Raw genomic sequence first — 22,366 nt, 5'->3', positions numbered from 1 at the left:
CAATGGTCGACTACGGCGACTGGCCGAGCGACTGGAGCGCCGAGCGCGCGGTGGCCGCCGGGCGCGATTTCAGCGAGCTGAAGGCGGCCCATGGCGGGCTGGCCTGGGTGGAATTCGATCCGGCCAGCGCGCGCTCGCGCCTGTACCTGTGGCGCGACGGCGTGCTGGAGGAGCCCACCGCGCCGGACGGCTCGGTGCGCAGCCGGGTCTACGAGTACGGCGGCGGCGCCTGCTGCGTGACGCTCGACGGGCTGGCCTGGGTCGACGAAACCGACCAGCAGGTACGCCGCTGGCGAGCGGGCCGCGCAGCCCAAGTGCTGGGCGGCGGGGCGCAGTGTCGCTACGGCGACCTGGCCTACGTCGATGCCTGGGATGCCCTGCTGGCGGTGGAAGAGAGCCATGGGCCGACCGGGGTCGTGCATCGCATCGTGCGCCTGGACGCCGATGGCGCGCGCCGGGTGCTGGTCGAGGGCGCCGATTTCTACGCCGCGCCGCGTGCCGCCGGCCAGGGGCGGCGGCTGGCCTGGATCGAATGGGACCGTCCGCACCAGCCCTGGACCGAGACCCGCCTGGGCCTGGCGGAGAATGGGCGTACGCGCTGCCTGGCCGGAGCCGGAGGCGGCGAGTCGATCCAGCAACCACGCTTCGATCCCGCCGGCCGCCTTCACTGGCTGAGCGACCGCGACGGCTGGTGGCGTCCCTGCGCCGAGGTAGCGTTGGCCGGCCGCTTCGCCGATGCCGACCACGCTGGCGCGCCCTGGCAATTGGGCGCTTGCAGCTACCTGCCGCTGGGAGAGGGAAGGCTGCTGCTCAGTCGCGTCGAGGCCGGCGGCGGGCAACTGTTCCTGCGTGAAGCGGACGGCAGCGAGCGGCGCCTGGCCGCGGACTGGAACCGGTTCGCCGGACTGGCCGCGGATGCCCGGGCGTTCTACTGCATCGCGGCGGCGGCCGGGCGCCTGCCGGCGCTGCTGGCGATCCATCGCGACGAGCTGCGTGTCGAGGTGCTGCGTGGCGGCGAGCGACCGCTGGCGGAGGACGACCTGTCGCATCCGCAGGCCTTCGTCTATGGGCTGGGCAACGGCGAAAACGGCCACGGTTTCTTCTATCCGCCGCGCAATGCCCGCCGCCGCGTCGATCCCCGACGACCACCGCCGCTGCTGGTGTGGCTGCATGGCGGACCGACCTCGATGCATTCGCCGGCGTTCGATGCCGGCCTGCAGTTCTGGACCCAGCGCGGTTTCGCCGTGGCGGCGCTGAACTACCGGGGCAGCAGCGGCTACGGCCGCGCCTATCGGCAGCGCTTGCGCGGCCAGTGGGGGCGCCTGGAGTTGCGCGATATCGAGGCCGCGCTGGCGCAGCTGGACGCGGAGGGATGGATCGACCGCGCCCGGGTCTTCGTCCGTGGCGCCAGCGCCGGAGGCTACAGCGCGTTGCGCGCCCTGGCTTGCCTCGATGGCCTGCGCGGCGGCGCCAGTCTCTATGGGGTCAGCGATCCGTTGGCACTGGCGCGTTGCACCCACAAGTTCGAGGGTGACTACCTCGACTGGCTGATTGGCGACCCGCTGCGCCAGCGCCGTCGCTACCTGGTGCGCAGCCCGGTGCTTCAGGTCGGGCGTATCCGCGCGCCGGTAGTGTTCTTCCAGGGCGGGCTCGACGCGGTGGTGGTGCCGGAGCAGACCGAGGCGATGGTCGCCGGCCTGCGGCGCAGCGGCGTGCGCGTGGAGTGCCACCGCTATCCGCAGGAGCGCCACGGTTTCCGCCAGCCGGCCAATCGCGCCCATGCGCTGCTGGCGGAATGGCGCTTCTACCTGGGCCTGCTGGAGGATTGAAAGGGCCGCCAAGGTCGCATTGCAATAACCGACGAATGCAGTAGGCTGCCGGCAATGTCCGATAACAATAAGAATGGTCTGTCAGATGAGCCACGACCTCAGCCAACTGCGTAAATTCGTCTCGCCCGAGATCATCTTCGGCGCCGGCTGCCGGCACAGCGTCGCCAACTACGTGAAGACCTTCGGTGCGCGCAAGGTCCTGCTGGTCTCCGACCCCGGCGTGCTCGCCGCCGGCTGGGTCGCCGACATCCAGGCAAGCCTGGAGGGACAGGGCATCGACTACTGCCTGTATACCGACGTTTCGCCCAACCCCCGGGTCGACGAGGTGATGCTCGGCGCCGAGTTCTATCGCAGCGAGGGCTGCAACGTGATCGTCGCGGTGGGCGGCGGCAGCCCGATGGATTGCGCCAAGGGCATCGGCATCGTCGCCGCCCATGGCCGCAGCATCCTCGAGTTCGAAGGCGTCGACCGGCTGCGGGTGCCGAGTCCGCCGCTGATCCTGATCCCGACCACCGCCGGGACTTCGGCGGACGTCTCGCAGTTCGTGATCATTTCCAACCAGGACGAGCGCATGAAGTTCTCCGTGGTGAGCAAGGCGGTTGTGCCTGACGTCTCGCTGATCGACCCGGAAACCACGTTGACCATGGATCCCTTCCTTTCGGTCTGTACCGGCATCGATGCACTGGTACACGCCATCGAGGCGTTCGTCTCCACCGGCCACGGGCCGCTGACCGATCCCCACGCGCTGGAAGCGATGCGCCTGATCGATGGCAATCTGGTACAGATGATCGCCAACCCCGGCGACATCGCCCTGCGCGAGAAGATCATGCTCGGGAGCATGCAGGCCGGGCTGGCCTTCTCCAACGCCATCCTCGGCGCGGTGCATGCCATGTCGCACAGCCTCGGCGGCTATCTCGACCTGCCCCACGGCCTGTGCAACGCGGCGCTGGTCGAACACGTGGTGGCGTTCAACTACAGCGCCGCGCCGGAACGCTTCAAGGTGATCGCCGAGACCTTCGGCATCGATTGCCGCGGTCTGACCCAGGGGCAGGTCCGCCAGCGCCTGGTGGACCACCTGATCGCCTTCAAGCACGCCGTGGGTTTCCACGAGAGCCTCGCCCTGCACGGGGTCGGCAGCTCCGACATTCCTTTCCTCTCGCGCCACGCGATGCAGGACCCGTGCATCCTTACCAACCCGCGCGAGTCGAGCCAGCGCGATGTCGAGGTGGTCTATGGCGAGGCCCTCTGAGCAGCAGCAGGAGGCCCTGGCCGGGTTACTCGGCCTGGGCAGCCACTCCGCGCGCAAGAGCCACTACCCGGAGCTGCTGGCGCGCCTGGAGGAGCTGGAGGCCGAGCGCAACCGCTACAAATGGCTGTTCGAGCACGCGGTGCACGGCATCTTCCAGGCCAGCCTCGGCCAGGGGCTGCGCGCCGCCAATCCGGCGCTGGCGCAGATGCTCGGCTACGACGATCCGCAACAGGTGCTCTGGTCGCTGGAGGACATGGCCGGGCAACTGTTCGTCGGCGGCGAGGCCGAGATGCGACGGATCCGCGCGCTGCTGCGCGAGCGCGGCGGCCTGTTCGGCTACGAGACGCGCCTCTGGCGCAGGGACGGCAGTCACATCGAGGTATTGATGAACCTGCTGCTCAGGCACGACGAGGAAGAATTGGTCGAAGGTTTCGTCGCCGACATCACCGAGCGGGTCCAGGCCCAGCAGCGCCTGCAGACCATGAACGAGGAGCTGGAGCGGCGGGTAGCCGAGCGCACCCACGAGCTGGAAGAGCTCAACCGCCAGTTGCGCCAGGCGCGCGACGCCGCCGAAGCCGCCAACCACAGCAAGGACAAGTACCTCGCCGCCGCCAGCCACGACCTGCTGCAACCGCTCAACGCGGCGCGGCTGCTGGTCGACACCCTGCGCGAACGGGGCCTGCCGGCCGCCGAACTGCAACTGGTGGAGCGCACCCACCTGGCCCTGGAAGGTGCCGAGACCTTGCTCACCGACCTGCTGGAAATCGCCCGGCTCGACCAGAGCGCGATCCGTCCGGACCTGGACGACTATTCCCTCGACGAACTGCTCGCTCCGCTGGCCTCGGAGTTCGAGGAAGTCGCGCGTGCCGCCGGCCTGGCCCTGCGTGCGCGGATCCCGCGACTGGCAGTGCGCACCGATGCGCGCCTGCTGTCGCGGATCCTGCGCAACTTGCTCAGCAACGCCTGCCGCTACACCGAGCGCGGCAGCGTGCTGCTGGGGGCGCGCCGGCGTGGCGGCAAGGTACGCCTGGAGGTGTGGGACACTGGCCGGGGCATCCCCGCCGACCAGTTGCAGGCGATCTTCCTCGAGTTCAACCAACTGGACGCCGGGCGCGCTTCCGAGCGCCGTGGCGTCGGACTCGGGCTGGCCATCGTCGACCGTATCGCCGGCATCCTCGGCTACCGCATCGAGGTGCATTCGACTCCCGGCCGAGGCTCGCTGTTCGCCATCGAGGTGCCGCTGGTCCGCAAGCCGGCGCGGCCAGCACCCGGCGAGGCGATTGCGCGGGTTTCGGCTGGTGATCCGCTGCCGGGACGGCGGCTGCTGGTGGTGGACAACGAGACCGAGATTCTCTTCAGCATGTCCGCGCTGCTCGGCCAGTGGGGCTGCGAGGTGCTTACCGCCACCGACCTGGAAGGCGCGCGCAAGGCGCTCGATGGCCGCGCGCCGGATGCGATCCTGGTCGACTACCACCTGGACCACGGCGCTACCGGTTGCCAGTTGCTGGGCGCCTTGCGCGAGGACTACGGCGCGGAGATCGCCGCGGTGATGATCACCGCCGACCGCAGCGACGATTGCCGTCGCGCGCTGGCCCGCCTGGGCGTGCCGCTGCTCAACAAGCCGCTGAAGCCCGGCAAGCTGCGCGCGGCCCTGAGCGCCTTGCTCGGCGAGCTCTAGAACGCGTACCGCCGCCTGGGACGGTGCACGCCCTAGCCAGGCCGGCGGCTGCGCCGGTGCAGTGCGACGGCCAGGGCCAGCCCGCCGAGCGAGGCCAGGCAGGCGAAGAGGAACATCGAGCGGAAGCCGAACAGGTTGGCGACGAAGCCCACCAGCGGCCCGGTGATGCCCAGCGACAGGTCGACGAACAGCGAGTAGGCGCCCAGCGCCGCGCCACGGTTGGAAGCCGGTACCAGGTTCACCGCTTCCACGCCGAACGCCGGGAACACCAGGGAGAAGCCGAAGCCGGTGAGGGCCGCGCCGGCCAGGCCGACCCAGGGATTCGGCGCGCTCCACAGCAGCAGCAGGCCGAGGCTTTCGACGCCGAGGCAGATGATCGCCACGCGGAAGCCGCCGAGCCGGTTGATGCTATTGGCGAACAACAGCCGGGCGCCGATGAAGCAACCGCCGAAGGCACTCAGGCAGAGCACTGCGTTGGCCCAGCCACGGCTGGCGTAGTAAAGGGTGATGAAGGTGGCGATGGTGCCGAAGCCGATCGCCCCCAGCGCCAGGCCCATACCGTGCGGGGTGACCCGGCCGAGCACATGGTGGAACGGCAGTCGCTCGCCGTGCACCAGCGGCGCCGGCAACTTCGGCCAGGCCAGGGCGAAGCCGAGCGCCCCGAGCAGGACGATGGACGCGCCCATGCTCCACAGCCCCAGCCACTGCACCAGCAGCACCCCTAGCGGCGCCCCGAGGGCGATGGCGCCGTAGCTGGCGATGCCGTTCCAGGAAATCACCTTGGCGGTGTGCGGCGCGCCGACCCGGCCGATGCCCCAGCCGATCGCCGCCGAGCCGACCAGGCTTTCCGCCGCGCCGAGTACCAGGCGGCCGACCAGCAGGCTGGCCAGGCTCAGCGCCGGCCAGCCCTGGATCGCCACCGAGAGCAGCATGAACAGCCCGCTCGCGGCGCTGCCGGCCATGCCGTAGAGCACCGCGCGCTTCGGCCCGAGGCCGTCGATGACGCGCCCGGCGTAGGGCCGGGCGAGCAGGGTGGCGAGGTACTGCAGGCTGATCACCAGGCCGGCCAGCACCGAGCCGTAGCCGAGGTCGTCGTGCACGTAGCCGGGCAGCACCGCCAGCGGGATGCCGATGGTCAGGTAGCCGATGAAGGTGAACATCACCACCGAGACGATCTGCAGGGTGACGTTCTGCCGGGCGCTGTCCTGCGCCGGCGGGGTGGGGCGGATATCGACGGACATGTGGGAAACGCGGTCGCAGTGGGTTGTCGCGGTCCGCCATGATGACCGTTGCAGATGACGAATGAAAGCAGGCTAACGGATTCGCCGGGCTATCGGCGACGCGCGGTGCCCGGCGCTAGCGCGTTCAGAGACGCTGGAAGAGACCCGGGTAATCGATCACCAGGCCCTGTTCGTCCACCAGCAGTACCGCTTTGAACGCGCTGCCTTCGAGGTTCTCGTAGAGGTAGTGGCTGGCGTCCAGACGGGTGTATGCCTGGCGCATGCTACGCGGCTCCAGGGCCGGGGCCTCGATGTAGAGCGCGCGGATTTCCGCGCGCTGGCCATCGGCCAGGCCCAGGCGGCGGATCGGGAAGGTGTTGGTGAAGGGGCTTGGCCAAATATCGATGTCCAGGCAACCGTCGAATGCCGGTAGCGCTTCGCCGTCGCCGTCCTGCCAGTGGCCGCGGCCATCGGCGAGCAGGTGCAGCTTGCGCACCCCGGTTTCGCTTTCGACGTGGAACACCGCCTCACGCAGATGCCAGTCGGCGTCCCAGCGCAGCCGGTAGTCCAATTGGTAGGGCAGGCCGCTGCGTTCGTCCGGCGCGCGCAACTGGCTTTCCGCCTGGTCGTCCTCCAGGCGCAGGGCCTCCCAGCTGGACGACGGCGAGCGCCACAGGCCGGCCCAGGTGTACAGACGGTCGCGACTCATGCGTCGAGTACCAGGCCGAGGCGCTGGCGCTTGGGCAGGCGCGCCACCACCAGTTGATGGGAACGGACCAGGGCCTCGCGCAACTCCGCCGCCTTCATCGGGTAGGGGCGGGCCATGACGATCCAGTGCGCGCGCGCCAGGTAGGGCGCCGGACGGATGCCGGGGCGGTCGACATAGCCGAGGAACAGCTCGCTGCCGACCTTGAAGGCCAGGCCGCCGTCCTTGTCGACGAAGTCGAGGATGGCGAACATCTTGTTGCCGGCCACCGAGAACACCCGGTTCGAACCCCACTTGAGGTCTTCCCGGGCGCCGGGCAGTTGCAGGCAGAAGGCGGCGATCTGGTCGGCGGTCATGGACGCTCCGGTGGCGGTTCAGTCGCGGAAATACACTTCCAGGAGATGGTAGCCGAACTGGCTCTTCAGCGGACCCTGGAGCACGCCCACGGGTTTCCTGAAGATGGCATTGTCGATGGACCTGACCATCTGCCCCGGACGCACCTCGCCGAGGTCGCCGCCGCGCTTGCCGGACGGGCAGGTCGAATGCTTCTTCGCCAGTGTGGCGAAGTCCTCGCCCTTGGCCAGGCGCTGCTTCAGTTGCGCGGCCTCGGCTTCGGTCTTGACCAGGATGTGGCGGGCCATGGCGACGGGCATGGGATTACCTTTTGCGGTAGCACGGAACGCGCATTCTAGCCCAGGCTCGCCGCGGCTTCAGTCGCGCAGTTCGGCGAGGTCGCGATAAAGCTCCAGCGCCTGCGGGTTGGCCAGGGCGTCGGTGTTCTTCACCGGGCGGCCGTGGATCACGTTGCGCACCGCAAGCTCGACGATCTTGCCGCTCAGGGTGCGCGGGATATCGGCGACCTGGATGATCTTCGCCGGTATGTGGCGCGGCGTGGCGTTGGCGCGGATGGTCTGGCGGATGCGTTCACGCAGCGGCTCGTCGAGTCGCACGCCGTCGCGCAGGCGGACGAACAGCAGCACACGCACATCGCCCTGCCAGTCCTGGCCGATGGCGATGGACTCGAGGACTTCCTCGACCTTTTCCACCTGGCGGTAGATTTCCGCGGTGCCGATGCGCACGCCGCCGGGATTGAGCACCGCGTCGGAGCGGCCGTGGATGACCAGCCCGCCGTGGGCGGTTTCCTCGGCGTAGTCGCCATGGGCCCAGACGCCGGGAAAGCTGGCGAAGTAGGCGTCGTGGAACCTGGAGCCATCCGGGTCGTTCCAGAAGCCCAGCGGGATCGACGGGAAATGCCGGGTGCAGACCAGCTCGCCCTTGCCGCTGGCGAGGCGGCGGCCGTCGTCGTCCCAGATTTCCACGGCCATGCCCAGCGCCTTGCATTGCAGTTCGCCGCGCCACACCGGCAGCACCGGGTTGCCGATGGCGAAGCAGGAAACGATGTCGGTGCCGCCGGAGATCGACGACAGGCAGAGGTCGCTCTTCAGCTCGCGATAGACGTAGTCGAAGCTTTCGTGGGCCAGCGGCGAACCGGTGGAGAGCAGTGTCCTCAGGCTGTCCAGGCGGTGGCTGTGGCGCGGGCGCACGCCGGCCTTCTCGAGCGCCGCCAGGTACTTGGCGCTGGCGCCGAACACGGCGATGTCCTCGGCGTCGATGAGGTCCAGCAGGCGCTCGGGGCCGGGGTGGAACGGCGAGCCGTCGTAGAGCACCAGGCTGGCGCCCACCGCCAGACCGGAGGCCAGCCAGTTCCACATCATCCAGCCGCAGGTGGTGTAGTAGAACAGCCGGTCGCCGTCGCCCAGATCGGTGTGCAGGCCGTGCTCCTTGAGATGTTGCAGGAGCACGCCGCCGGTGGCATGGACGATGCACTTGGGGACTCCGGTGGTGCCCGACGAATAGAGGATGTACAGCGGCTGCTCGAAGGGCACCGGGGTGAAGACCGGCTCGCCCTCGGCCTGGTAGAACCCGTCCCACAGCGCGACCTGCGCCTGGCAGCGGTAGTCCTGCGGCTGCGCCTGCGGACGGTCGTAGGGCACCACCAGCAGTTGCTCCAGGCCGGGCAGGTCGGCGAGCACCTCGTTGAGCTTGGCGGTGAGGTCCAGCGACTTGCCGGCGTAGCGGTAGCCGGCACAGGCGATCAGCACGCGCGGTTCGATCTGGCCGAAGCGGTCGATCACGCCCTGGGTACCGAAGTCCGGCGAGCAGCTCGACCAGGTCGCGCCGAGGCTGGCGGTGGCGAGCATGCCGACCACGGTCTGCCAGGTGTTCGGCATCAGCGCGGCGACCCGGTCGCCGGGGCCTATGCCCAGGGCGGCGAGGCGCTTCTGCAGGCCCGCCACGTGACGGGCCAGTTCGGCGTGGCTGAGCACCTCGCGGCGACCGTCTTCGCTCACCGCGATCAGCGCCGGGGCATCATCGCGGCGGCGCAGCAGGTGTTCGGCGAAATTCAGCGTGGCGCCGGGGAACCAGCGCGCCGAGGGCATCTGCGCGCCTTCCTCGAGGACCGCACGCGGCGGTTGCTGGAAGCGCACCTCGAAGAAGTCGACGATGGCCTGCCAGAACGCCTCGCGCCGCTCCACGCTCCAGGCATGCAGCGCCGGGTAGTCGGCCAGACCGAGGGCATGGCGCTGGTTGACGAAGCGCCGGAAGGCCTCCATGCGACTGGCGGCGATGCGTTCGGCGGAAGGGCTCCAGAGCGGTGCGGGCATGGCGTGTCCGTCCTTGTTGTTGTTCCGGGACATGCAGGAAGCATAACCGGACCCGCCGCTGCCTGCCTCACTCCGTGGACTGGTCCTGCGGCAGCGCCAGCGAGCGCCAGTCGGTGCCATGCAGCAGCACGTCGCTGAGAGCCTGGGCGGCGGTGGACAGCTTGTGCTCGCTCAGCCGCAGCAGGCCGACCCGTCGCTGCACCTGCGGCGCGTAGAGCGGCAGGCAGCGCGCGCCGAGTTCCTGCATCTGCTGGATGCACAGGGTCGGCACGGCGCTGACACCCAGTCCCTGGGCGACCATCCGCCCGACCGTGACCAGTTGGTGGCTCTCGAACGCCACCGGCAAGCGGCCGTGCTCGGCGGCCACGCTTTCTTCCAGGAGCAGGCGCACCGCCGAGGGGCGTTGCAGGGTAATGAAGGGCTCGCCGAGCAGTTCGCGCCAACTGATCCGCTCCTGCCCGGACAGCGGCGAGCCGGTCGGCACCACGGCGACGAAGCGGTCGCTGTAGAACGGGGTGAACTCGAGGTTTTCCAGGGACTCCGGCTCGAAGGCGATGCCCAGCTCGACGCGTCGGTTGCGGACCATCTCCAGCACCTGCTCGTTGATCACGTCGTGCACCGCCACGTTGACCCGCGGGTGGCGTTCGCGAAAGGTCTTCAAGACCAGCGGCAGCAGGTTGCCGGCGAAGGAGGGCATGGCGGCGATGGAGACCTTGCCCAGTTGCAGGGTGAAGTGCTGGCGCAGCAATTCCTCGGTATTGTCCCAGTCGGCCAGCAGGCGCAGCGCCAGCGGCAGCAGGGTCTCGCCCTCGGGGGTGAGGCTGACGCTGCGGGTGGTACGTTCCAGCAGCGGACCGCCGAGGCTTTCCTCCAGGCTCTTGATCGCCAGGCTCAGGGCCGGCTGGGAGAGGTGCAGGCGTTCGCCGGCCTGGGCGAAGCTGAGGCTCTGCGCCACGGCGAGGAAGGCGCGCAACTGCTTGACGGTCATTTATTTGTTTTTCTCATCAATGGATTGGAAAAACAAACTTAACAAATCAGTCCGCAGCGGAGAAGCTCTGTGCGACCCGGCAGTCAGACTGCCGCACGCACAATCACAAGAGCCGGAAGAGGCACAGCAGCATGAGCGGACTCGACAAGCGAGTAGGCAGTTACGAAGAGGCCCTCGAAGGCCTGACCGACGGCATGACCGTCCTCGCCGGGGGCTTCGGCCTCTGCGGGATTCCCGAGAACCTGATCGCGGAAATCCGCCGGCGCGGGGTCAGGGACCTCACGGTGGTCTCGAACAACTGCGGCGTCGACGGTTTCGGCCTCGGCGTGCTGCTGGAAGACCGGCAGATCCGCAAGATGATCGCCTCCTACGTCGGCGAGAACGCCCTGTTCGAGCAACAACTGCTCAGTGGCGAGCTGGAAGTCGAACTGACCCCGCAAGGCTCGCTGGCCGAGAAGATCCGCGCCGGCGGCGCCGGCATCCCGGCCTTCTTCACCGCCACCGGCTACGGCACCCCGGTCGCCGAGGGCAAGGAGGCGCGCGAGTTCAATGGCCGCCACTACATCCTCGAACCGGCCATCACCGGCGACTTCGCCATCGTCAAGGGCTGGAAGGCCGACCATTTCGGCAACGTCGTCTATCGCCACACCGCGCAGAACTTCAACCCGCTGGTCGCCACCGCCGGGCGCATCACGGTGGTCGAGGTGGAGGAGATCGTCGAGCCCGGCGAACTGGACCCGACGCAGATCCACACCCCCGGCATCTACGTCGACCGGATCATCCAGGGTCGCTTCGAGAAACGCATCGAGAAACGCACGCTGCGCGCCTGACGGCGGCCGCTACAACGACAAGAGGTTTCCCCAGATGGCACTTACCCGCGAACAGATGGCGCAGCGCGTGGCGCGCGAATTGAAGGACGGCTACTACGTCAACCTCGGCATTGGCATCCCGACCCTGGTGGCCAACTACGTACCGGAGGGCATCGACGTCATGCTCCAGTCGGAGAACGGCCTGCTCGGCATGGGCGCGTTCCCCAGCGAGGCGGAAGTCGACGCCGACATGATCAACGCCGGCAAGCAGACCGTGACCGCCCGCGTCGGCGCGTCGATCTTCGACTCGGCGCAGTCCTTCGCCATGATCCGTGGCGGCCACGTCGACCTCACCGTGCTCGGTGCCTTCGAGGTGGACGTGCGCGGCAACATCGCCTCCTGGATGATCCCCGGCAAGCTGGTCAAGGGCATGGGCGGCGCCATGGACCTGGTGGCCGGCGCCGAGAACATCATCGTCACCATGACCCACGCCTCCAAGGACGGCGAGTCCAAGCTGCTGCCGTACTGCACCCTGCCGCTGACCGGTTGCGGCTGCATTCGCAAGGTGCTCACCGACCTGGCCTACCTGGAGATCGAGGACGGCGCCTTCATCCTCCGCGAGCGCGCCCCCGGGGTCAGCGTCGAGGAGATCGTGGCGAAGACCGCCGGCAAGCTGATCGTCCCCGAGCACGTGCCGGAAATGAGTTTCTGAATCGCGGCCCGCGCGGCCGGCGCCTCCACGCAAGGCGCCGGCCGCGCGGACCGTCCTTTCCAGAGGGCGTAGGATAGGAGGCTGTCGCACCGTCTACGTCCACCCGCAGCGATTCGGCCCGGCCACGGGCGAATCCAGGAGAACCATCCATGCAAGACGTCGTCATCGTCGCCGCTACCCGTACCGCCGTCGGCAGCTTCCAGGGCTCGCTGGCCGGCATTCCCGCCCCGAGCTGGGCGCCGCGGTGATCCGCCGCCTGCTCGAACAGACCAGTCTCGATGCCGGCCAGGTCGACGAAGTGATCCTCGGCCAGGTGCTCACCGCCGGTTCCGGGCAGAACCCGGCGCGCCAGGCGGCGATCAAGGCCGGCCTGTCGGTCGGCGTGCCGGCCATGACCCTGAACAAGGTCTGCGGCTCCGGCCTCAAGGCCCTGCACCTAGGCGCCCAGGCGATCCGCTGCGGCGACGCCGAGGTGATCGTCGCCGGCGGCCAGGAGAACATGAGCCTGGCGCCCTACGTCATGCCCGGCGCCCGCACCGGCCTGCGCATGGGCCATGCGAAGCTGGTCGACAGCATGATCGAGGACGGCCTGTGGGACGCCTTCAACGACTACCACATGGGCATCACCGCCGAGAACCTGGCGGAGAAGTACGGCCTGACCCGCGAGGAGCAGGACGCCTTCGCCGCCGCTTCGCAGCAGAAGGCCATCGCCGCCATCGAGGGCGGGCGCTTCCGCGACGAGATCACGCCGATCCAGGTCCCGCAGCGCAAGGGCGAGCCGCTGAGCTTCGATACCGACGAGCAGCCGCGCGCCGGCACCACCGTCGAGGCCCTGGCCAAGCTCAAGCCGGCCTTCAGGAAGGACGGCAGCGTCACCGCCGGCAACGCCTCCAGCCTCAACGACGGCGCCGCCGCGGTATTGCTGATGAGCGCAGCCAAGGCCAAGGCCCTGGGCCTGCCGGTGCTGGCGCGGATCGCCAGCTACGCCAGCGCCGGGGTCGACCCGGCGATCATGGGCATCGGCCCGGTCTCCGCCACCCGTCGCGCGCTCGACAAGGCCGGCTGGAGCCTGGAGCAACTGGACCTGATCGAGGCCAACGAGGCCTTCGCCGCGCAGTCCCTGGCGGTGGGTCGGGAACTGGGCTGGGATGCCGCCAGGGTCAACGTCAACGGCGGCGCCATCGCCCTTGGCCACCCGATCGGCGCGTCCGGCTGCCGGGTGCTGGTGACCCTGCTGCACGAGATGATCCGTCGCGACGCGAAGAAGGGCCTCGCCACCCTGTGCATCGGCGGCGGGCAGGGCGTCGCCCTGACCCTGGCCCGCGACTGATCCATCGACCTGCCGCTCGCGGCGTGATCGCGCCATGTCCTTTCGCGGGGGCATGGCGCGCTCGTGTCCAGGGAACGAGCGGCGGACGGCCTTGACCGTCCGACCGGCCCCGTACCGTTCCGCCCCTCGGGACGGCCGGGTGCCCAGGGAGCCGTAGCACACACAGGCGGCCCCGTAGTCGCCGAATAACAATAAAACCGAGAGAATCCGCGATGACCGCTATCCTTCCCATCCAAGAAAGCCGCTCCGCGCGCTTCGCCATGCGTTGCTCGAACTGGGCCGAGCGCTGGTTTCCCGACTCCTGGGTGTTCGCCGCCCTGGCCATCCTCATCGTCAGCCTGGCCGCGCTGGCCATGGGCGCCGGACCGACCGCCACGGCGAAAGCCTTCGGCGACGGTTTCTGGAGCCTGATCCCGTTCACCATGCAGATGGCCTTCGTGGTCATCGGCGGCTATGTGGTGGCCAGTTCAGGCCCCGCCTCGCGTCTCATCGACCTGCTCGCGCGGGTGCCGAAGAATGGCCGCTCGGCGGTCTGCTGGGTGGCGCTGGTGTCGATGCTCGCCTCGCTGCTCAACTGGGGCCTCAGCCTGGTCTTCGGCGGCCTGCTGGTACGCGCCCTGGCGCGCCGCAGCGACCTGCGCATGGACTACCGCGCCGCCGGCGCCGCGGCCTACCTCGGGCTGGGCGCGGTGTGGGCGCTGGGCCTGTCGTCGTTGGCCGCGCAGTTGCAGGCCAACCCGGCCAGCCTGCCACCGTCGATCCTGGCGATCACCGGGGTGATCCCGTTCACCGAGACCATCTTCCTCTGGCAGTCCGGGGTCATGCTGCTGGCGCTGATCCTGGTCTCGCTGGTGATCGCCTACATGACCGCGCCGAGCGCCGCCAGCGCCCGCGACGCCAAGGATTGCGGGGTCGACGTGAGCTTCACCGCTCCGGCCAGGCTGGCGCCGACCCGGCCCGGCGAGTGGCTGGAGCACAGCCCGTTGCTGATCATCCTGCTGGTACTGCTGGCCGGCGGCTGGCTGGTACACGAGTTCTCGACCAAGCCGGCGATCCTGGCGATCTCCGGGTTGAACACCTATAACCTGCTGTTCCTGATGCTCGGCGCGTTGCTGCACTGGCGCCCGCGCAGCTTCCTCGACGCGGTGGCGCGCGCGGTGCCGACCACCACCGGGGTGCTGATCCAGTTCCCGCTGTACGGCTCGATCGCGGCGATCATGACCACGGTCAACGGCAGCGACGGCGAGACCCTGGCCCACCATATCTCGACCTTCTTCGTACAGATCGCCTCCCACGACACCTACGCGCTGCTGATGGGCGTGTACTCGGCGGTGCTGGGCTTCTTCATTCCCTCCGGCGGCGGCAAGTGGATCATCGAGGCGCCGTACGTGATGCAGGTGGCCAACGAGCTGCAATACCACCTCGGCTGGGCGGTGCAGATCTACAACGCCGCCGAGGCGCTGCCGAACCTGATCAACCCGTTCTACATGCTGCCGTTGCTCGGCGTGCTGGGGCTGAAGGCGCGCGACCTGATCGGCTTCTCGTTCGTCCAGTTGCTGGTGCACATCCCGCTGGTGCTGGTGCTGCTCTGGGCCCTGGGCAGCACCCTGGCGTACATCCCGCCGGTGATGCCGTAGCGCATCGGCGGACCGACCTGGCCCCGATAACTTCCTCTCCCTGAAGGGAGAAGGTTGGGGAGAGGGTAGCCGCGCCGGGAAACGAGGTATCGGCGGATAACGCCTGTGGCGTTATCCGCCCTACGCAATGGGGCGGGCGAACTCCGGATGGTTCCCTCTCCCTTCAGGGAGAGGGTCTGGGGAGAGGCTGGCCGCCCCGGCTACTGCGCCACCCAGCCGCCATCCATGTTCCAGGCCGCGCCGCGCACCTGGTCGGCGGCTTCGCTGCAAAGGAACAGCGTCAGTCCGCCGAGTTGCTCGGGGGTGACGAAGGCCAGCGAGGGTTGCTTTTCCGCCAGCAGGTCATGTTCCGCCTGTTCGGGCGAGACGCCCTCGGCGGTGCGCGCGTCGATCTGCTTCTGCACCAACGGGGTCAGCACCCAGCCGGGGCAGATGGCGTTGCAGGTCACCGGCGTGCGCGCCGTTTCCAGCGCCACACTCTTGGTCAGGCCGAGCACGCCATGCTTGGCGGCGACGTAGGCGCTCTTCCCGGCCGAGGCGACCAGGCCGTGGGTCGAGGCGATGTTGACGATCCGCCCCCAGCCGCGCGCGAGCATGCCCGGCAGGGCCAGGCGGGTGGTATGGAACACCGAGGACAGGTTGATCGCGATGATCGCGTCCCAGCGTTCCGTGGGGAATTCCTGCACCGGCGCCACGTACTGGATGCCGGCGTTGTTGACGAGGATGTCGACGCCGCCGAAGGTCCGCTCGGCGAAGGCCATCAGTTCGCCGATCTGCTCCGGGCTGGAGAGGTCGGCCGGGTGGTGCTCTGCGCGCACGCCGCGGGCGCGGACCTGCGCCAGTGCCGCGTCGACCTCGCCGAAGCCGTTGAGGAGCAGGTCGGCGCCGGCCTCGGCCAGGCTCAGGGCGATGCCCAGGCCGATGCCGCTGGTGGAACCGGTGACCAGGGCGGTCTTGCCTTTCAGGGTCATGCTGTTTCTCCCGCTGGATGAAAAAAGGGCGGATCAGACCAGGCCGGTGGCGTAGAACAGCCCGATGACGAAGAACACCGCCAGGGTCTTGATCAGGGTAATACCGAAAATGTCCTTGTACGCCTCCCGATGGGTCAGGCCGGTGACCGCCAGGAGGGTGATCACCGCGCCGTTGTGCGGCAGGGTATCCATCCCGCCGCTGGCCATGGCGGCGACCCGGTGGAGGACTTCCAGGGGGATCTGCGCGGCGTTGGCGGCGGCGATGAAGGTATCGGACATCGCCGCCAGGGCGATGCTCATGCCGCCCGACGCGGAACCGGTGATGCCGGCCAGCAGGGTGACGGTGATCGCTTCGTTGACCAGCGGATTGGGAATGCTCTTGAGCGCGTCGGCCAGCACCAGGAAGCCCGGCAGCGAGGCGATCACCGCACCGAAGCCGTATTCCGAGGCGGTGTTCATCGCCGCCAGCAGCGAGCCGGCCACCGCGCTGCGGGTGCCTTCGGCGAGGCGGCTGCGGATCGCCGCGAAGCCGCTCGCCAGCACCAGCAGGATGCCCAGCAGCAGGGCCGCCTGCACTGCCCAGATCGCGGTGAGCTTGCCGACCTCGGTTTGCAACGGCGTGGCCATGCCGGCCAGTTGCAGGGTATGGACCTGGCCGTACCATTGCGGGATCCAGTGGGTGAACAGCAGGTTGGCGACCCCGACCAGCACCAGCGGCGAGAGCGCCAGCCAGGGATTCGGCAGGCGCAGGTCATCGGCGGTCTCCGGCTCGTTGCGCAGGTCGCTGCCGTAGCCTTCGCCGTTGCGCCGCGCCTTGTTCGCCTGGCGTCGCAGGTAGAGCATGCCCACGGCGAAGACGAACAGCGCGCCGAGGGTGCCGAGCCAGGGCGCGGCCCAGGCGTGGGTGCCGAAGAAGGTCGAGGGGATGATGTTCTGGATCTGCGGGGTGCCGGGCAGCGCGTCCATGGTGAAGGAAAACGCGCCGAGGGCGATGGTCGCCGGAATCAACCGCTTGGGGATGTCGCTCTGGCGGAACATCTCCGCGGCGAACGGGTAGACCGCGAACACCACCACGAACAGCGAGACGCCGCCGTAGGTGAGCAGCGCGCAGACCAGTACGATCACCAGCATCGCCTGGCGGGTGCCGAGCAGGCGGATCGCCGCCGCGACGATGGAACGGGAGAAGCCGGCCAGCTCGATCAGCTTGCCGAACACCGCGCCAAGCAGGAATACCGGGAAGTAAAGCTTGATGAAACCGACCATCTTCTCCATGAACACCCCGGTGAAGGTCGGCGCGACCGCGCTGGGATCGGTGAGCAGGACGGCGCCGAGGGCGGCGAGGGGGGCGAACAGGATGACGCTGTAGCCCCGGTAGGCGGCCAGCATCAGCAGGCCCAGGGCGGCAAGGGCGATGATCACGCTCATCGGGCATATCTCCACGGCGCTGCGGGGCGCGCTTCGCATGGGGAAGGCGCTCCGGGCCTGTTTCTTGTTGTCGAACGGTGCGGGCACCGGCGTGACGGCCTGGAACGGGGCAGGGCCGTCGGAAAGGCACGTTGCGATAACCGTGCCAGGCCCCAGAATCGCGGTTTTCGCGGGCTGCGGCGAGACGAAGGGGAGCGTGGGGAATAGCGTTGTCTCAAAATGGAGACGTAATCGAGCGAAAGTTCAGTGGCTATGCAGGTCTCAGTTCGTCTCTATTTCGAGACGAGTCCCGCTGTCGAGACGAATGCCCAGCGCCACGATCTTCTTGTACAGGGTCGAGCGACCCAGGCCCAGGCGTTTCGCCGCTTCCACCACATTGCCGGCACTCTGCGCCAGGGCCCGTCCGATCAGGTCGCGCTCGAAGGCTTCGCGGGCCTGTTGGAAATCCCCGACCGGCCTGTCGTCCGCCGCTCGAGGCAGCTCCGGCAGCGGTTGCAGGGGCCCCAGCGCCGCGCCGAGGGCGGCGGCGTCCAGCAACCGTTGGTCGGCCAGCAGCAGCGCGCGTTCCAGCACGTTGCGCAGTTCGCGGACGTTGCCCGGCCAGGCATGCCGGGCGAGCAGCGCCAGGGCGTCGCCGCCGAGTTCGTGGAGACGGCCGTGGTCGAGGCTGTCGAGGATCGACTCGCAGAGCGCCGGGAGGTCGTCCAGGCGCTGGCGCAACGGCGGGATCTCGATCGGCAGGACGTTCAGCCGGTAGTAGAGGTCAGCGCGGAAACGGCCTTCGCGCATCGCCTGCTGCAGGTCGATGGAAGTGGCGGCGACCAGGCGGATGTCGCTGCGGATCACTTCGTTGGAACCCACCGCTTCGAACTCTTTCTCCTGTAGCACGCGCAACAGCTTACCTTGCAAGGCCAGCGGCATGTCGCCGATCTCGTCGAGGAACAACGTGCCGCCCTGGGCCACCTGCAACTTGCCTGGCCGGCCCTTGCGCTCGGCACCGGTGAAGGCCCCCGGGGCGGTACCGAAGAATTCGGCCTCCAGCAGGCTTTCCGGGATCGCCGCGGCGTTCACGCTGACGAAGGCCTTGTGCGCCCGCGGCGAAGCGCTGTGGATGGCGTGGGCGAGCAGTTCCTTGCCGGTGCCGGTCTCGCCGAGCAACAGCACCGGCGCTTCGCTGGCCGCGCCACGACGGGCGCGGCGCTTGACTTCCAGGCTGGCCGGACTGGTGCCGACGAAGTGGCTGAAGCTGTACTTGGCCTGGCGCGCCTGCAATTGCGAGCGGGTCGAGGCCAGTTCGCGCTGCATGCTCAGGTAGCGGGTCACCAGCGGCGACAGCGAACGCAGTTCGTCGAGCAGGGCGAAGCCGATGGCGCCGATCACTTCGCCGGCGTCGTCGTGGATCGGCAGGCGCATCACCACCAGCGGGTCCTTCGCGCTGTCCATCATGTCCAGCAGGATCGGCTTGCCGCTGCCTACCACTTCGCGCAGCAGGCTACCGGGGATCACGCTTTCGCAGGGCCGGCCGATGGCCTGCGCCGGGTCGGCGAGGCCGAAACGCTGGGCGTAGCGCTGGTTGATCCAGACGATGCGGGCCTCGCGGTCGACGATCACCGTGCCTTCGCTGGAGCCTTCGACGATCTCGAACAGCGAACGGATCGCCTGCTGGCGCACGCGTTGGTAATCCTGGAGGCTGTCGGCGTCGTTCATCGGCGGCTCCTGCGGCGGACGGCGAAACGGCCCGCCACTGTAGCCGGGAAGCCGCTCGCGGTGAAGGCTCAGGATTCCTCGACGGCCAGCGCGGCGGCGCTTTCCCGCTGCGCCTGGGCGGCGGGCGAGCGGACCTGGAGGATCAGTAGCGCGGCGAGCCCGGCGGGAATCGCCGCAAGCATGAAGATGTTCTCCACGGATATGTGCATGCCCAGCAGCAGGCTGCCGAACAGTGGGCCGAGGATCGAACCGAAGCGGCCCACGCCCAGCGCCCAGCCGGTGCCGGTGGCGCGTACCTGGGCCGGGTAGAAGTTGCTGGCGAAGGCGTTCAGGGTCAACTGCCCGCCGATGATGCAGAAGCCGGCGGCGAAGACGAACGCCAGCAGCCAGCGCGGCTGGTCGTGGTTGAGGCCGAGGAGCAGGGTGAACAGCGCGGCGCCGGCGAGAATCGCCGCCAGCAGGCGGACCTTGCTGCGCAGGCGGTCGGCGAGCCAGGCCAGGAGCATCGCGCCGAGGGTGCCGGCGAAGAGGAACATCGAGGTCGCCAGGTTCGCCGCATTGCGTGTCAGGCCGCTTTCCTGGAGCAGCGAGGGCAGCCAGCTGACCATGAAGTAGAGCAGGATCAGGCTGACGAAGAAGGTCGCCCAGAGCAGCAGGGTCGGCCGCGCGTAACCGTGGCGGAACAGCTCCAGCACGGTCAGGCTTGCCGCCGGCTCGGCGTCGGCCTGTGCCGGCGGCGGCTGCCAGCCCGGCGCCATACGCTTGCTGAGCTGGCGCAGGCGGGCATAGGGCGGTGCGTCGCGGAGCAGGCGCGGCAGCGACTCCGGGAGGAACAGGAGGAGGAAGGGGAACAGCAGCAACGGGGTGACGCCGCCGGCGAGGAACACCGCCTGCCAGCCGAAGCCGTCCATGAAGGCGGCGGCGACGAAACCGCCGGCGGCGCCGCCGAAGGAGAAACCGCAGGCCGCCAGGGTGACCATCAGGGTACGCAGGCGCGGTGGCGAATACTCGGCCATCAGCGCCATGGCACTGGGCATCGCCCCGCCCATTCCGATGCCGCAGACGAAGCGCGCCAGCATCAGGCTTTCCAGGGAACCGGCGAAGACCATCAGGACGGTCAGGCTGGCGTAGATCAGCACGCAGCAAAGCAGCACCCGGCGGATGCCGAAGCGGTCCGCCAGCGGCGTCACCAGCAGCGAACCGACGGTCAGGCCGAACAGGTTGGCGCTGAACACCGGGCCGAACGCGGCCTTGTCCAGGCCCCATTCCTGGGCCAGGGTCGGCACCACGTAGCCGAGCACCTGGGCATCGTAGCCATCGGTGACCAGCAACAGGGCGAGGAGCAGCAGCAACAGCCACTGGTAGCGGGACACGGGGCGCGCGTCGAGCGCCGCGCGAAAGCTGGCGATCTGGTTGTGCATCGCAAGGTACCTGAGGTTCTTATTGGTGATGGGGCGTCCGGCGGACGCCCCCCTTTATCTTCAGGAGCGGGACTCTGCGGTCCCTCAGGCGGCCGGGGTGTCCGGCTGGTTGGCCGGATGGGCCTGGCGGAACGCCGGATGGGCGGCGGCCAGGTCGGCGACCCGGCGGATCCGTGGCCAGGCGTCCAGCGCCACGCCGAAGCGCTCGGCGGCGTAGAGCTGCGGGACCAGGTAGACGTCGGCCAGGCCCGGCCGGTCGCCGAAGCACCAGCCCTGGTCGCCGATCAGTTGCTCGACGGCGGCGAGACCCTGGCCGACCCAGTGGCCGATCCACTGCCGGACCTGCTCTTCGTCGTGGCCCCACTGACGCAGCAGGTTGAGCACGCTGGCGTTGTGCAACGGGTGGATGTCGCAGCCGACCAGCGCCGCGACTCCGCGCTCGCGGGCGCGGCGCAGCGGATCGCTGGAGAGCAGGGCGGGTTGCGGGTAGCGCTCCTCGAGGTACTCGATGATCGCCGGCGACTGGATCAGCAGCTCGCCCTCGTCGACCTGCAGGGCCGGTACGCGGCCCTGCGGGTTGAGCGCCAGGTAGGCGGGTTGGCGGTGTTCGCCGCCGTCGCGGACCAGGTTGACCGGCAGCGACTGGTAGTCCAGCCCCTTCAGCGCCAGGGCGATGCGCACCCGGTAGGAGGAGGTGGAACGGTAGTAGGTATAGAGCTTCATCCGCGCGCCCCCGGAAGGGCCGCGAGCACCTTGCCGCGACATTCGCCGAAACCGATCGAGACATGTCCCTCGCGCTTGCAGCGGGCGCGGAGGATGACCTCGTCGCCGTCCTCGAGGAAGCGCCGGGTCTCGCCGGAGGCCAGTTGCACCGGCTGCTTGCCGCCAGCGGTGATCTCCAGCAGCGAGCCGAACTGGCCGGGCTCGGCGCCGGACAGGGTGCCGGAGCCGAACAGGTCGCCGGGCTGCAACTGGCAGCCATTGACGCTGTGGTGGGCGACCATCTGCGCCACCGTCCAGTACATGCTCAGGCTGTTGCTCAGGGTCAGGCGCTGCGGCGGCAGGCCTTTCTCGCGCAGGCCCTCGGTGAGCAGCAGGACCTCCAGCTCGATGTCGAAGGCGCCGTGGGCCTGGTCGTTGTCGTCGTAGAGATACGGCAGCGGCCGCGGGTCGCCTTCGGGGCGCGCTGGCTGGGCGCGGCGGAACGGCTCCAGGGCTTCGGCGGTGACCACCCAGGGCGAGACGCTGGTAATGAAGCTCTTCGACAGGAACGGGCCGAGCGGTTGGTATTCCCAGGCCTGGATGTCGCGCGCCGACCAGTCGTTGAGCAGGCAGAAGCCGGCGATGTGCTCGGCGGCGCGGGAAACCGGGATGGCTTCGCCGAGGGCGTTGCCCTGGCCGATCCAGATGCCCAGCTCCAGTTCGTAGTCCAGGCGCGCGCAGGGGCCGAACACCGGCTCGCTGGCGCCGGCCGGCAGGGTCTGGCCGTTGGGCCGGCGCACTTCGCTGCCGGAGACGCGCACGGTCGAGGCGCGGCCGTGGTAGCCGATGGGCACGTGCTTGTAGTTGGGCAGCAGTGGGTTGTCCGGGCGGAACAGCTTGCCGACGTTCTCGGCATGGCGGATGCCGACGTAGAAGTCGGTGTAGTCGCCGATCCTGGCCGGTAGGTGCATTTGGCACTCGGCGGCCGGATGGAGCAGTTCCGGGCGCTCCGCGGCGCCTTCGCCGAGCAGCTCCAGCAGGCGCTGGCGCAGCGCCACGCGGGCCGGCTTGCCGAGGGCGAAGAAGGCGTTCAGCGCGCCGCCGCGGGTGGCTTCGGCGGCTTCGCCGGCGGCACCCTCGAACAGCCCGGCGGCCAGCGCCGCGTCCAGGTCGAGGATCGAGTCGCCGATGGCCACGCCGCAACGCGGGCTCAGGCCGGCACGGCTGAAGATGCCCAGCGGCAGGTTTTGCAGGGGAAAGTCGGCATGCCCATTGGCGGAGGCGACCCAGCTACGAGTGGGGGTTGGCTGGTTCAT

General features: G+C 69.0%; 18 protein-coding genes and 1 pseudogene. 7 read left to right on the top strand and 12 right to left on the bottom strand.

Annotation, left to right across the window (positions count from 1 at the left end; translation table 11 throughout):
* The first annotated feature begins 2 nt into the window (after nucleotides 1–2).
* The 3 genes from LE197_RS11255 (at nucleotide 3) to LE197_RS11245 (ending at nucleotide 4,756) form a co-directional block, all read left to right on the top strand.
* Nucleotides 3–1,829: an alpha/beta hydrolase family protein gene (locus tag LE197_RS11255; RefSeq protein ID WP_023109178.1), complete on the top strand. Its 1,827-nt coding sequence runs from the start codon at nucleotides 3–5 to the stop codon at nucleotides 1,827–1,829.
* An 85-nt stretch (nucleotides 1,830–1,914) separates the two neighbouring features.
* The gene (ercA, locus tag LE197_RS11250) at nucleotides 1,915–3,078 is read left to right on the top strand and encodes an alcohol dehydrogenase-like regulatory protein ErcA (RefSeq protein WP_226034029.1); all 1,164 of its coding nucleotides are present in this window, start codon (nucleotides 1,915–1,917) and stop codon (nucleotides 3,076–3,078) included.
* On the top strand, nucleotides 3,062–4,756 hold the full coding sequence (locus LE197_RS11245) for a NahK/ErcS family hybrid sensor histidine kinase/response regulator (RefSeq protein WP_003106469.1): 1,695 nt from the start codon (nucleotides 3,062–3,064) through the stop codon (nucleotides 4,754–4,756). The genes ercA and LE197_RS11245 overlap by 17 nt, the downstream gene beginning before the upstream one ends.
* A gap of 32 nt (nucleotides 4,757–4,788) precedes the next feature.
* On the opposite strand, the gene LE197_RS11240 is transcribed toward LE197_RS11245, so the two are convergent.
* The 6 genes from LE197_RS11240 to LE197_RS11215 form a co-directional block, all read right to left on the bottom strand.
* Nucleotides 4,789–5,997, bottom strand: coding sequence for an MFS transporter (locus LE197_RS11240; RefSeq protein ID WP_003113497.1), 1,209 nt, complete (start codon nucleotides 5,995–5,997; stop codon nucleotides 4,789–4,791).
* Nucleotides 5,998–6,121: 124 nt separating this feature from the next.
* Nucleotides 6,122–6,685: a putative glycolipid-binding domain-containing protein gene (locus LE197_RS11235; protein WP_003088555.1), complete on the bottom strand. Its 564-nt coding sequence runs from the start codon at nucleotides 6,683–6,685 to the stop codon at nucleotides 6,122–6,124.
* Nucleotides 6,682–7,038: an MmcQ/YjbR family DNA-binding protein gene (locus LE197_RS11230; protein ID WP_003111913.1), complete on the bottom strand. Its 357-nt coding sequence runs from the start codon at nucleotides 7,036–7,038 to the stop codon at nucleotides 6,682–6,684. Before LE197_RS11230 ends, LE197_RS11235 begins: the two co-directional genes overlap by 4 nt.
* Nucleotides 7,039–7,056: 18 nt before the next feature.
* The gene (locus LE197_RS11225; RefSeq protein ID WP_003088559.1) at nucleotides 7,057–7,335 is read right to left on the bottom strand and encodes a peptidylprolyl isomerase; all 279 of its coding nucleotides are present in this window, start codon (nucleotides 7,333–7,335) and stop codon (nucleotides 7,057–7,059) included.
* A 57-nt stretch (nucleotides 7,336–7,392) separates the two neighbouring features.
* The gene (locus LE197_RS11220) at nucleotides 7,393–9,348 is read right to left on the bottom strand and encodes an acetoacetate--CoA ligase (protein ID WP_023109177.1); all 1,956 of its coding nucleotides are present in this window, start codon (nucleotides 9,346–9,348) and stop codon (nucleotides 7,393–7,395) included.
* Between the two features lie 67 nt (nucleotides 9,349–9,415).
* A complete protein-coding gene (locus LE197_RS11215) occupies nucleotides 9,416–10,336 on the bottom strand; it encodes a LysR family transcriptional regulator (RefSeq protein ID WP_003088564.1) in 921 nt (306 codons plus the stop codon).
* Nucleotides 10,337–10,467: 131 nt separating this feature from the next.
* Here LE197_RS11215 and LE197_RS11210 point away from each other — a divergent pair, with 131 nt between their 5' ends.
* The 4 genes and pseudogenes from LE197_RS11210 to LE197_RS11195 all read left to right on the top strand — a co-directional run bounded on the left by LE197_RS11210 (nucleotide 10,468) and on the right by LE197_RS11195 (nucleotide 14,824).
* The gene (locus LE197_RS11210; protein ID WP_003088566.1) at nucleotides 10,468–11,166 is read left to right on the top strand and encodes a CoA transferase subunit A; all 699 of its coding nucleotides are present in this window, start codon (nucleotides 10,468–10,470) and stop codon (nucleotides 11,164–11,166) included.
* A gap of 34 nt (nucleotides 11,167–11,200) precedes the next feature.
* Nucleotides 11,201–11,857, top strand: coding sequence for a CoA transferase subunit B (locus tag LE197_RS11205; protein ID WP_003088567.1), 657 nt, complete (start codon nucleotides 11,201–11,203; stop codon nucleotides 11,855–11,857).
* A 149-nt stretch (nucleotides 11,858–12,006) separates the two neighbouring features.
* Nucleotides 12,007–13,187: pseudogene (locus tag LE197_RS11200) on the top strand (acetyl-CoA C-acetyltransferase).
* A gap of 212 nt (nucleotides 13,188–13,399) precedes the next feature.
* A complete protein-coding gene (locus tag LE197_RS11195) occupies nucleotides 13,400–14,824 on the top strand; it encodes a short-chain fatty acid transporter (RefSeq protein WP_061194194.1) in 1,425 nt (474 codons plus the stop codon).
* A 200-nt stretch (nucleotides 14,825–15,024) separates the two neighbouring features.
* On the opposite strand, the gene bdhA is transcribed toward LE197_RS11195, so the two are convergent.
* The 6 genes from bdhA to fahA form a co-directional block, all read right to left on the bottom strand.
* The gene (bdhA, locus tag LE197_RS11190; RefSeq protein ID WP_003113501.1) at nucleotides 15,025–15,795 is read right to left on the bottom strand and encodes a 3-hydroxybutyrate dehydrogenase; all 771 of its coding nucleotides are present in this window, start codon (nucleotides 15,793–15,795) and stop codon (nucleotides 15,025–15,027) included.
* Between the two features lie 33 nt (nucleotides 15,796–15,828).
* Nucleotides 15,829–17,220, bottom strand: a complete 1,392-nt coding sequence (locus LE197_RS11185) for a GntP family permease (protein ID WP_003088575.1) — start codon at nucleotides 17,218–17,220, stop codon at nucleotides 15,829–15,831.
* Nucleotides 17,221–17,481: 261 nt separating this feature from the next.
* The gene (hbcR, locus tag LE197_RS11180) at nucleotides 17,482–18,927 is read right to left on the bottom strand and encodes a sigma-54-dependent transcriptional regulator HbcR (RefSeq protein ID WP_003121715.1); all 1,446 of its coding nucleotides are present in this window, start codon (nucleotides 18,925–18,927) and stop codon (nucleotides 17,482–17,484) included.
* Between the two features lie 68 nt (nucleotides 18,928–18,995).
* Entirely contained in the window at nucleotides 18,996–20,348 is a 1,353-nt protein-coding gene (locus LE197_RS11175) for an MFS transporter (protein WP_003121714.1), read from the bottom strand.
* Between the two features lie 84 nt (nucleotides 20,349–20,432).
* Nucleotides 20,433–21,071, bottom strand: coding sequence for a maleylacetoacetate isomerase (gene maiA, locus LE197_RS11170; RefSeq protein WP_003100402.1), 639 nt, complete (start codon nucleotides 21,069–21,071; stop codon nucleotides 20,433–20,435).
* Entirely contained in the window at nucleotides 21,068–22,366 is a 1,299-nt protein-coding gene (gene fahA, locus LE197_RS11165) for a fumarylacetoacetase (RefSeq protein WP_003100400.1), read from the bottom strand. Before fahA ends, maiA begins: the two co-directional genes overlap by 4 nt.

The sequence above is a fragment of the Pseudomonas sp. PS1(2021) genome, assembly GCF_020405165.1.
In the GTDB taxonomy this organism is placed as follows: Bacteria; Pseudomonadota; Gammaproteobacteria; order Pseudomonadales; family Pseudomonadaceae; genus Pseudomonas; species Pseudomonas aeruginosa.
This window is presented reverse-complemented; position numbering and strand designations above follow the sequence as displayed.

Bases quoted from the DNA above. Each gene is read 5' to 3' on its own strand.
- LE197_RS11255 (WP_023109178.1), top strand. From the start codon at position 3: ATGGTCGACTACGGCGACTGGCCGAGCGACTGGAGCGCCGAGCGCGCG.
- ercA (WP_226034029.1), top strand. From the start codon at position 1,915: ATGAGCCACGACCTCAGCCAACTGCGTAAATTCGTCTCGCCCGAGATC.
- LE197_RS11245 (WP_003106469.1), top strand. From the start codon at position 3,062: ATGGCGAGGCCCTCTGAGCAGCAGCAGGAGGCCCTGGCCGGGTTACTC.
- LE197_RS11240 (WP_003113497.1), bottom strand. From the start codon at position 5,997: ATGTCCGTCGATATCCGCCCCACCCCGCCGGCGCAGGACAGCGCCCGG.
- LE197_RS11235 (WP_003088555.1), bottom strand. From the start codon at position 6,685: ATGAGTCGCGACCGTCTGTACACCTGGGCCGGCCTGTGGCGCTCGCCG.
- LE197_RS11230 (WP_003111913.1), bottom strand. From the start codon at position 7,038: ATGACCGCCGACCAGATCGCCGCCTTCTGCCTGCAACTGCCCGGCGCC.
- LE197_RS11225 (WP_003088559.1), bottom strand. From the start codon at position 7,335: ATGCCCGTCGCCATGGCCCGCCACATCCTGGTCAAGACCGAAGCCGAG.
- LE197_RS11220 (WP_023109177.1), bottom strand. From the start codon at position 9,348: ATGCCCGCACCGCTCTGGAGCCCTTCCGCCGAACGCATCGCCGCCAGT.
- LE197_RS11215 (WP_003088564.1), bottom strand. From the start codon at position 10,336: ATGACCGTCAAGCAGTTGCGCGCCTTCCTCGCCGTGGCGCAGAGCCTC.
- LE197_RS11210 (WP_003088566.1), top strand. From the start codon at position 10,468: ATGAGCGGACTCGACAAGCGAGTAGGCAGTTACGAAGAGGCCCTCGAA.
- LE197_RS11205 (WP_003088567.1), top strand. From the start codon at position 11,201: ATGGCACTTACCCGCGAACAGATGGCGCAGCGCGTGGCGCGCGAATTG.
- LE197_RS11195 (WP_061194194.1), top strand. From the start codon at position 13,400: ATGACCGCTATCCTTCCCATCCAAGAAAGCCGCTCCGCGCGCTTCGCC.
- bdhA (WP_003113501.1), bottom strand. From the start codon at position 15,795: ATGACCCTGAAAGGCAAGACCGCCCTGGTCACCGGTTCCACCAGCGGC.
- LE197_RS11185 (WP_003088575.1), bottom strand. From the start codon at position 17,220: ATGAGCGTGATCATCGCCCTTGCCGCCCTGGGCCTGCTGATGCTGGCC.
- hbcR (WP_003121715.1), bottom strand. From the start codon at position 18,927: ATGAACGACGCCGACAGCCTCCAGGATTACCAACGCGTGCGCCAGCAG.
- LE197_RS11175 (WP_003121714.1), bottom strand. From the start codon at position 20,348: ATGCACAACCAGATCGCCAGCTTTCGCGCGGCGCTCGACGCGCGCCCC.
- maiA (WP_003100402.1), bottom strand. From the start codon at position 21,071: ATGAAGCTCTATACCTACTACCGTTCCACCTCCTCCTACCGGGTGCGC.
- fahA (WP_003100400.1), bottom strand. From the start codon at position 22,366: ATGAACCAGCCAACCCCCACTCGTAGCTGGGTCGCCTCCGCCAATGGG.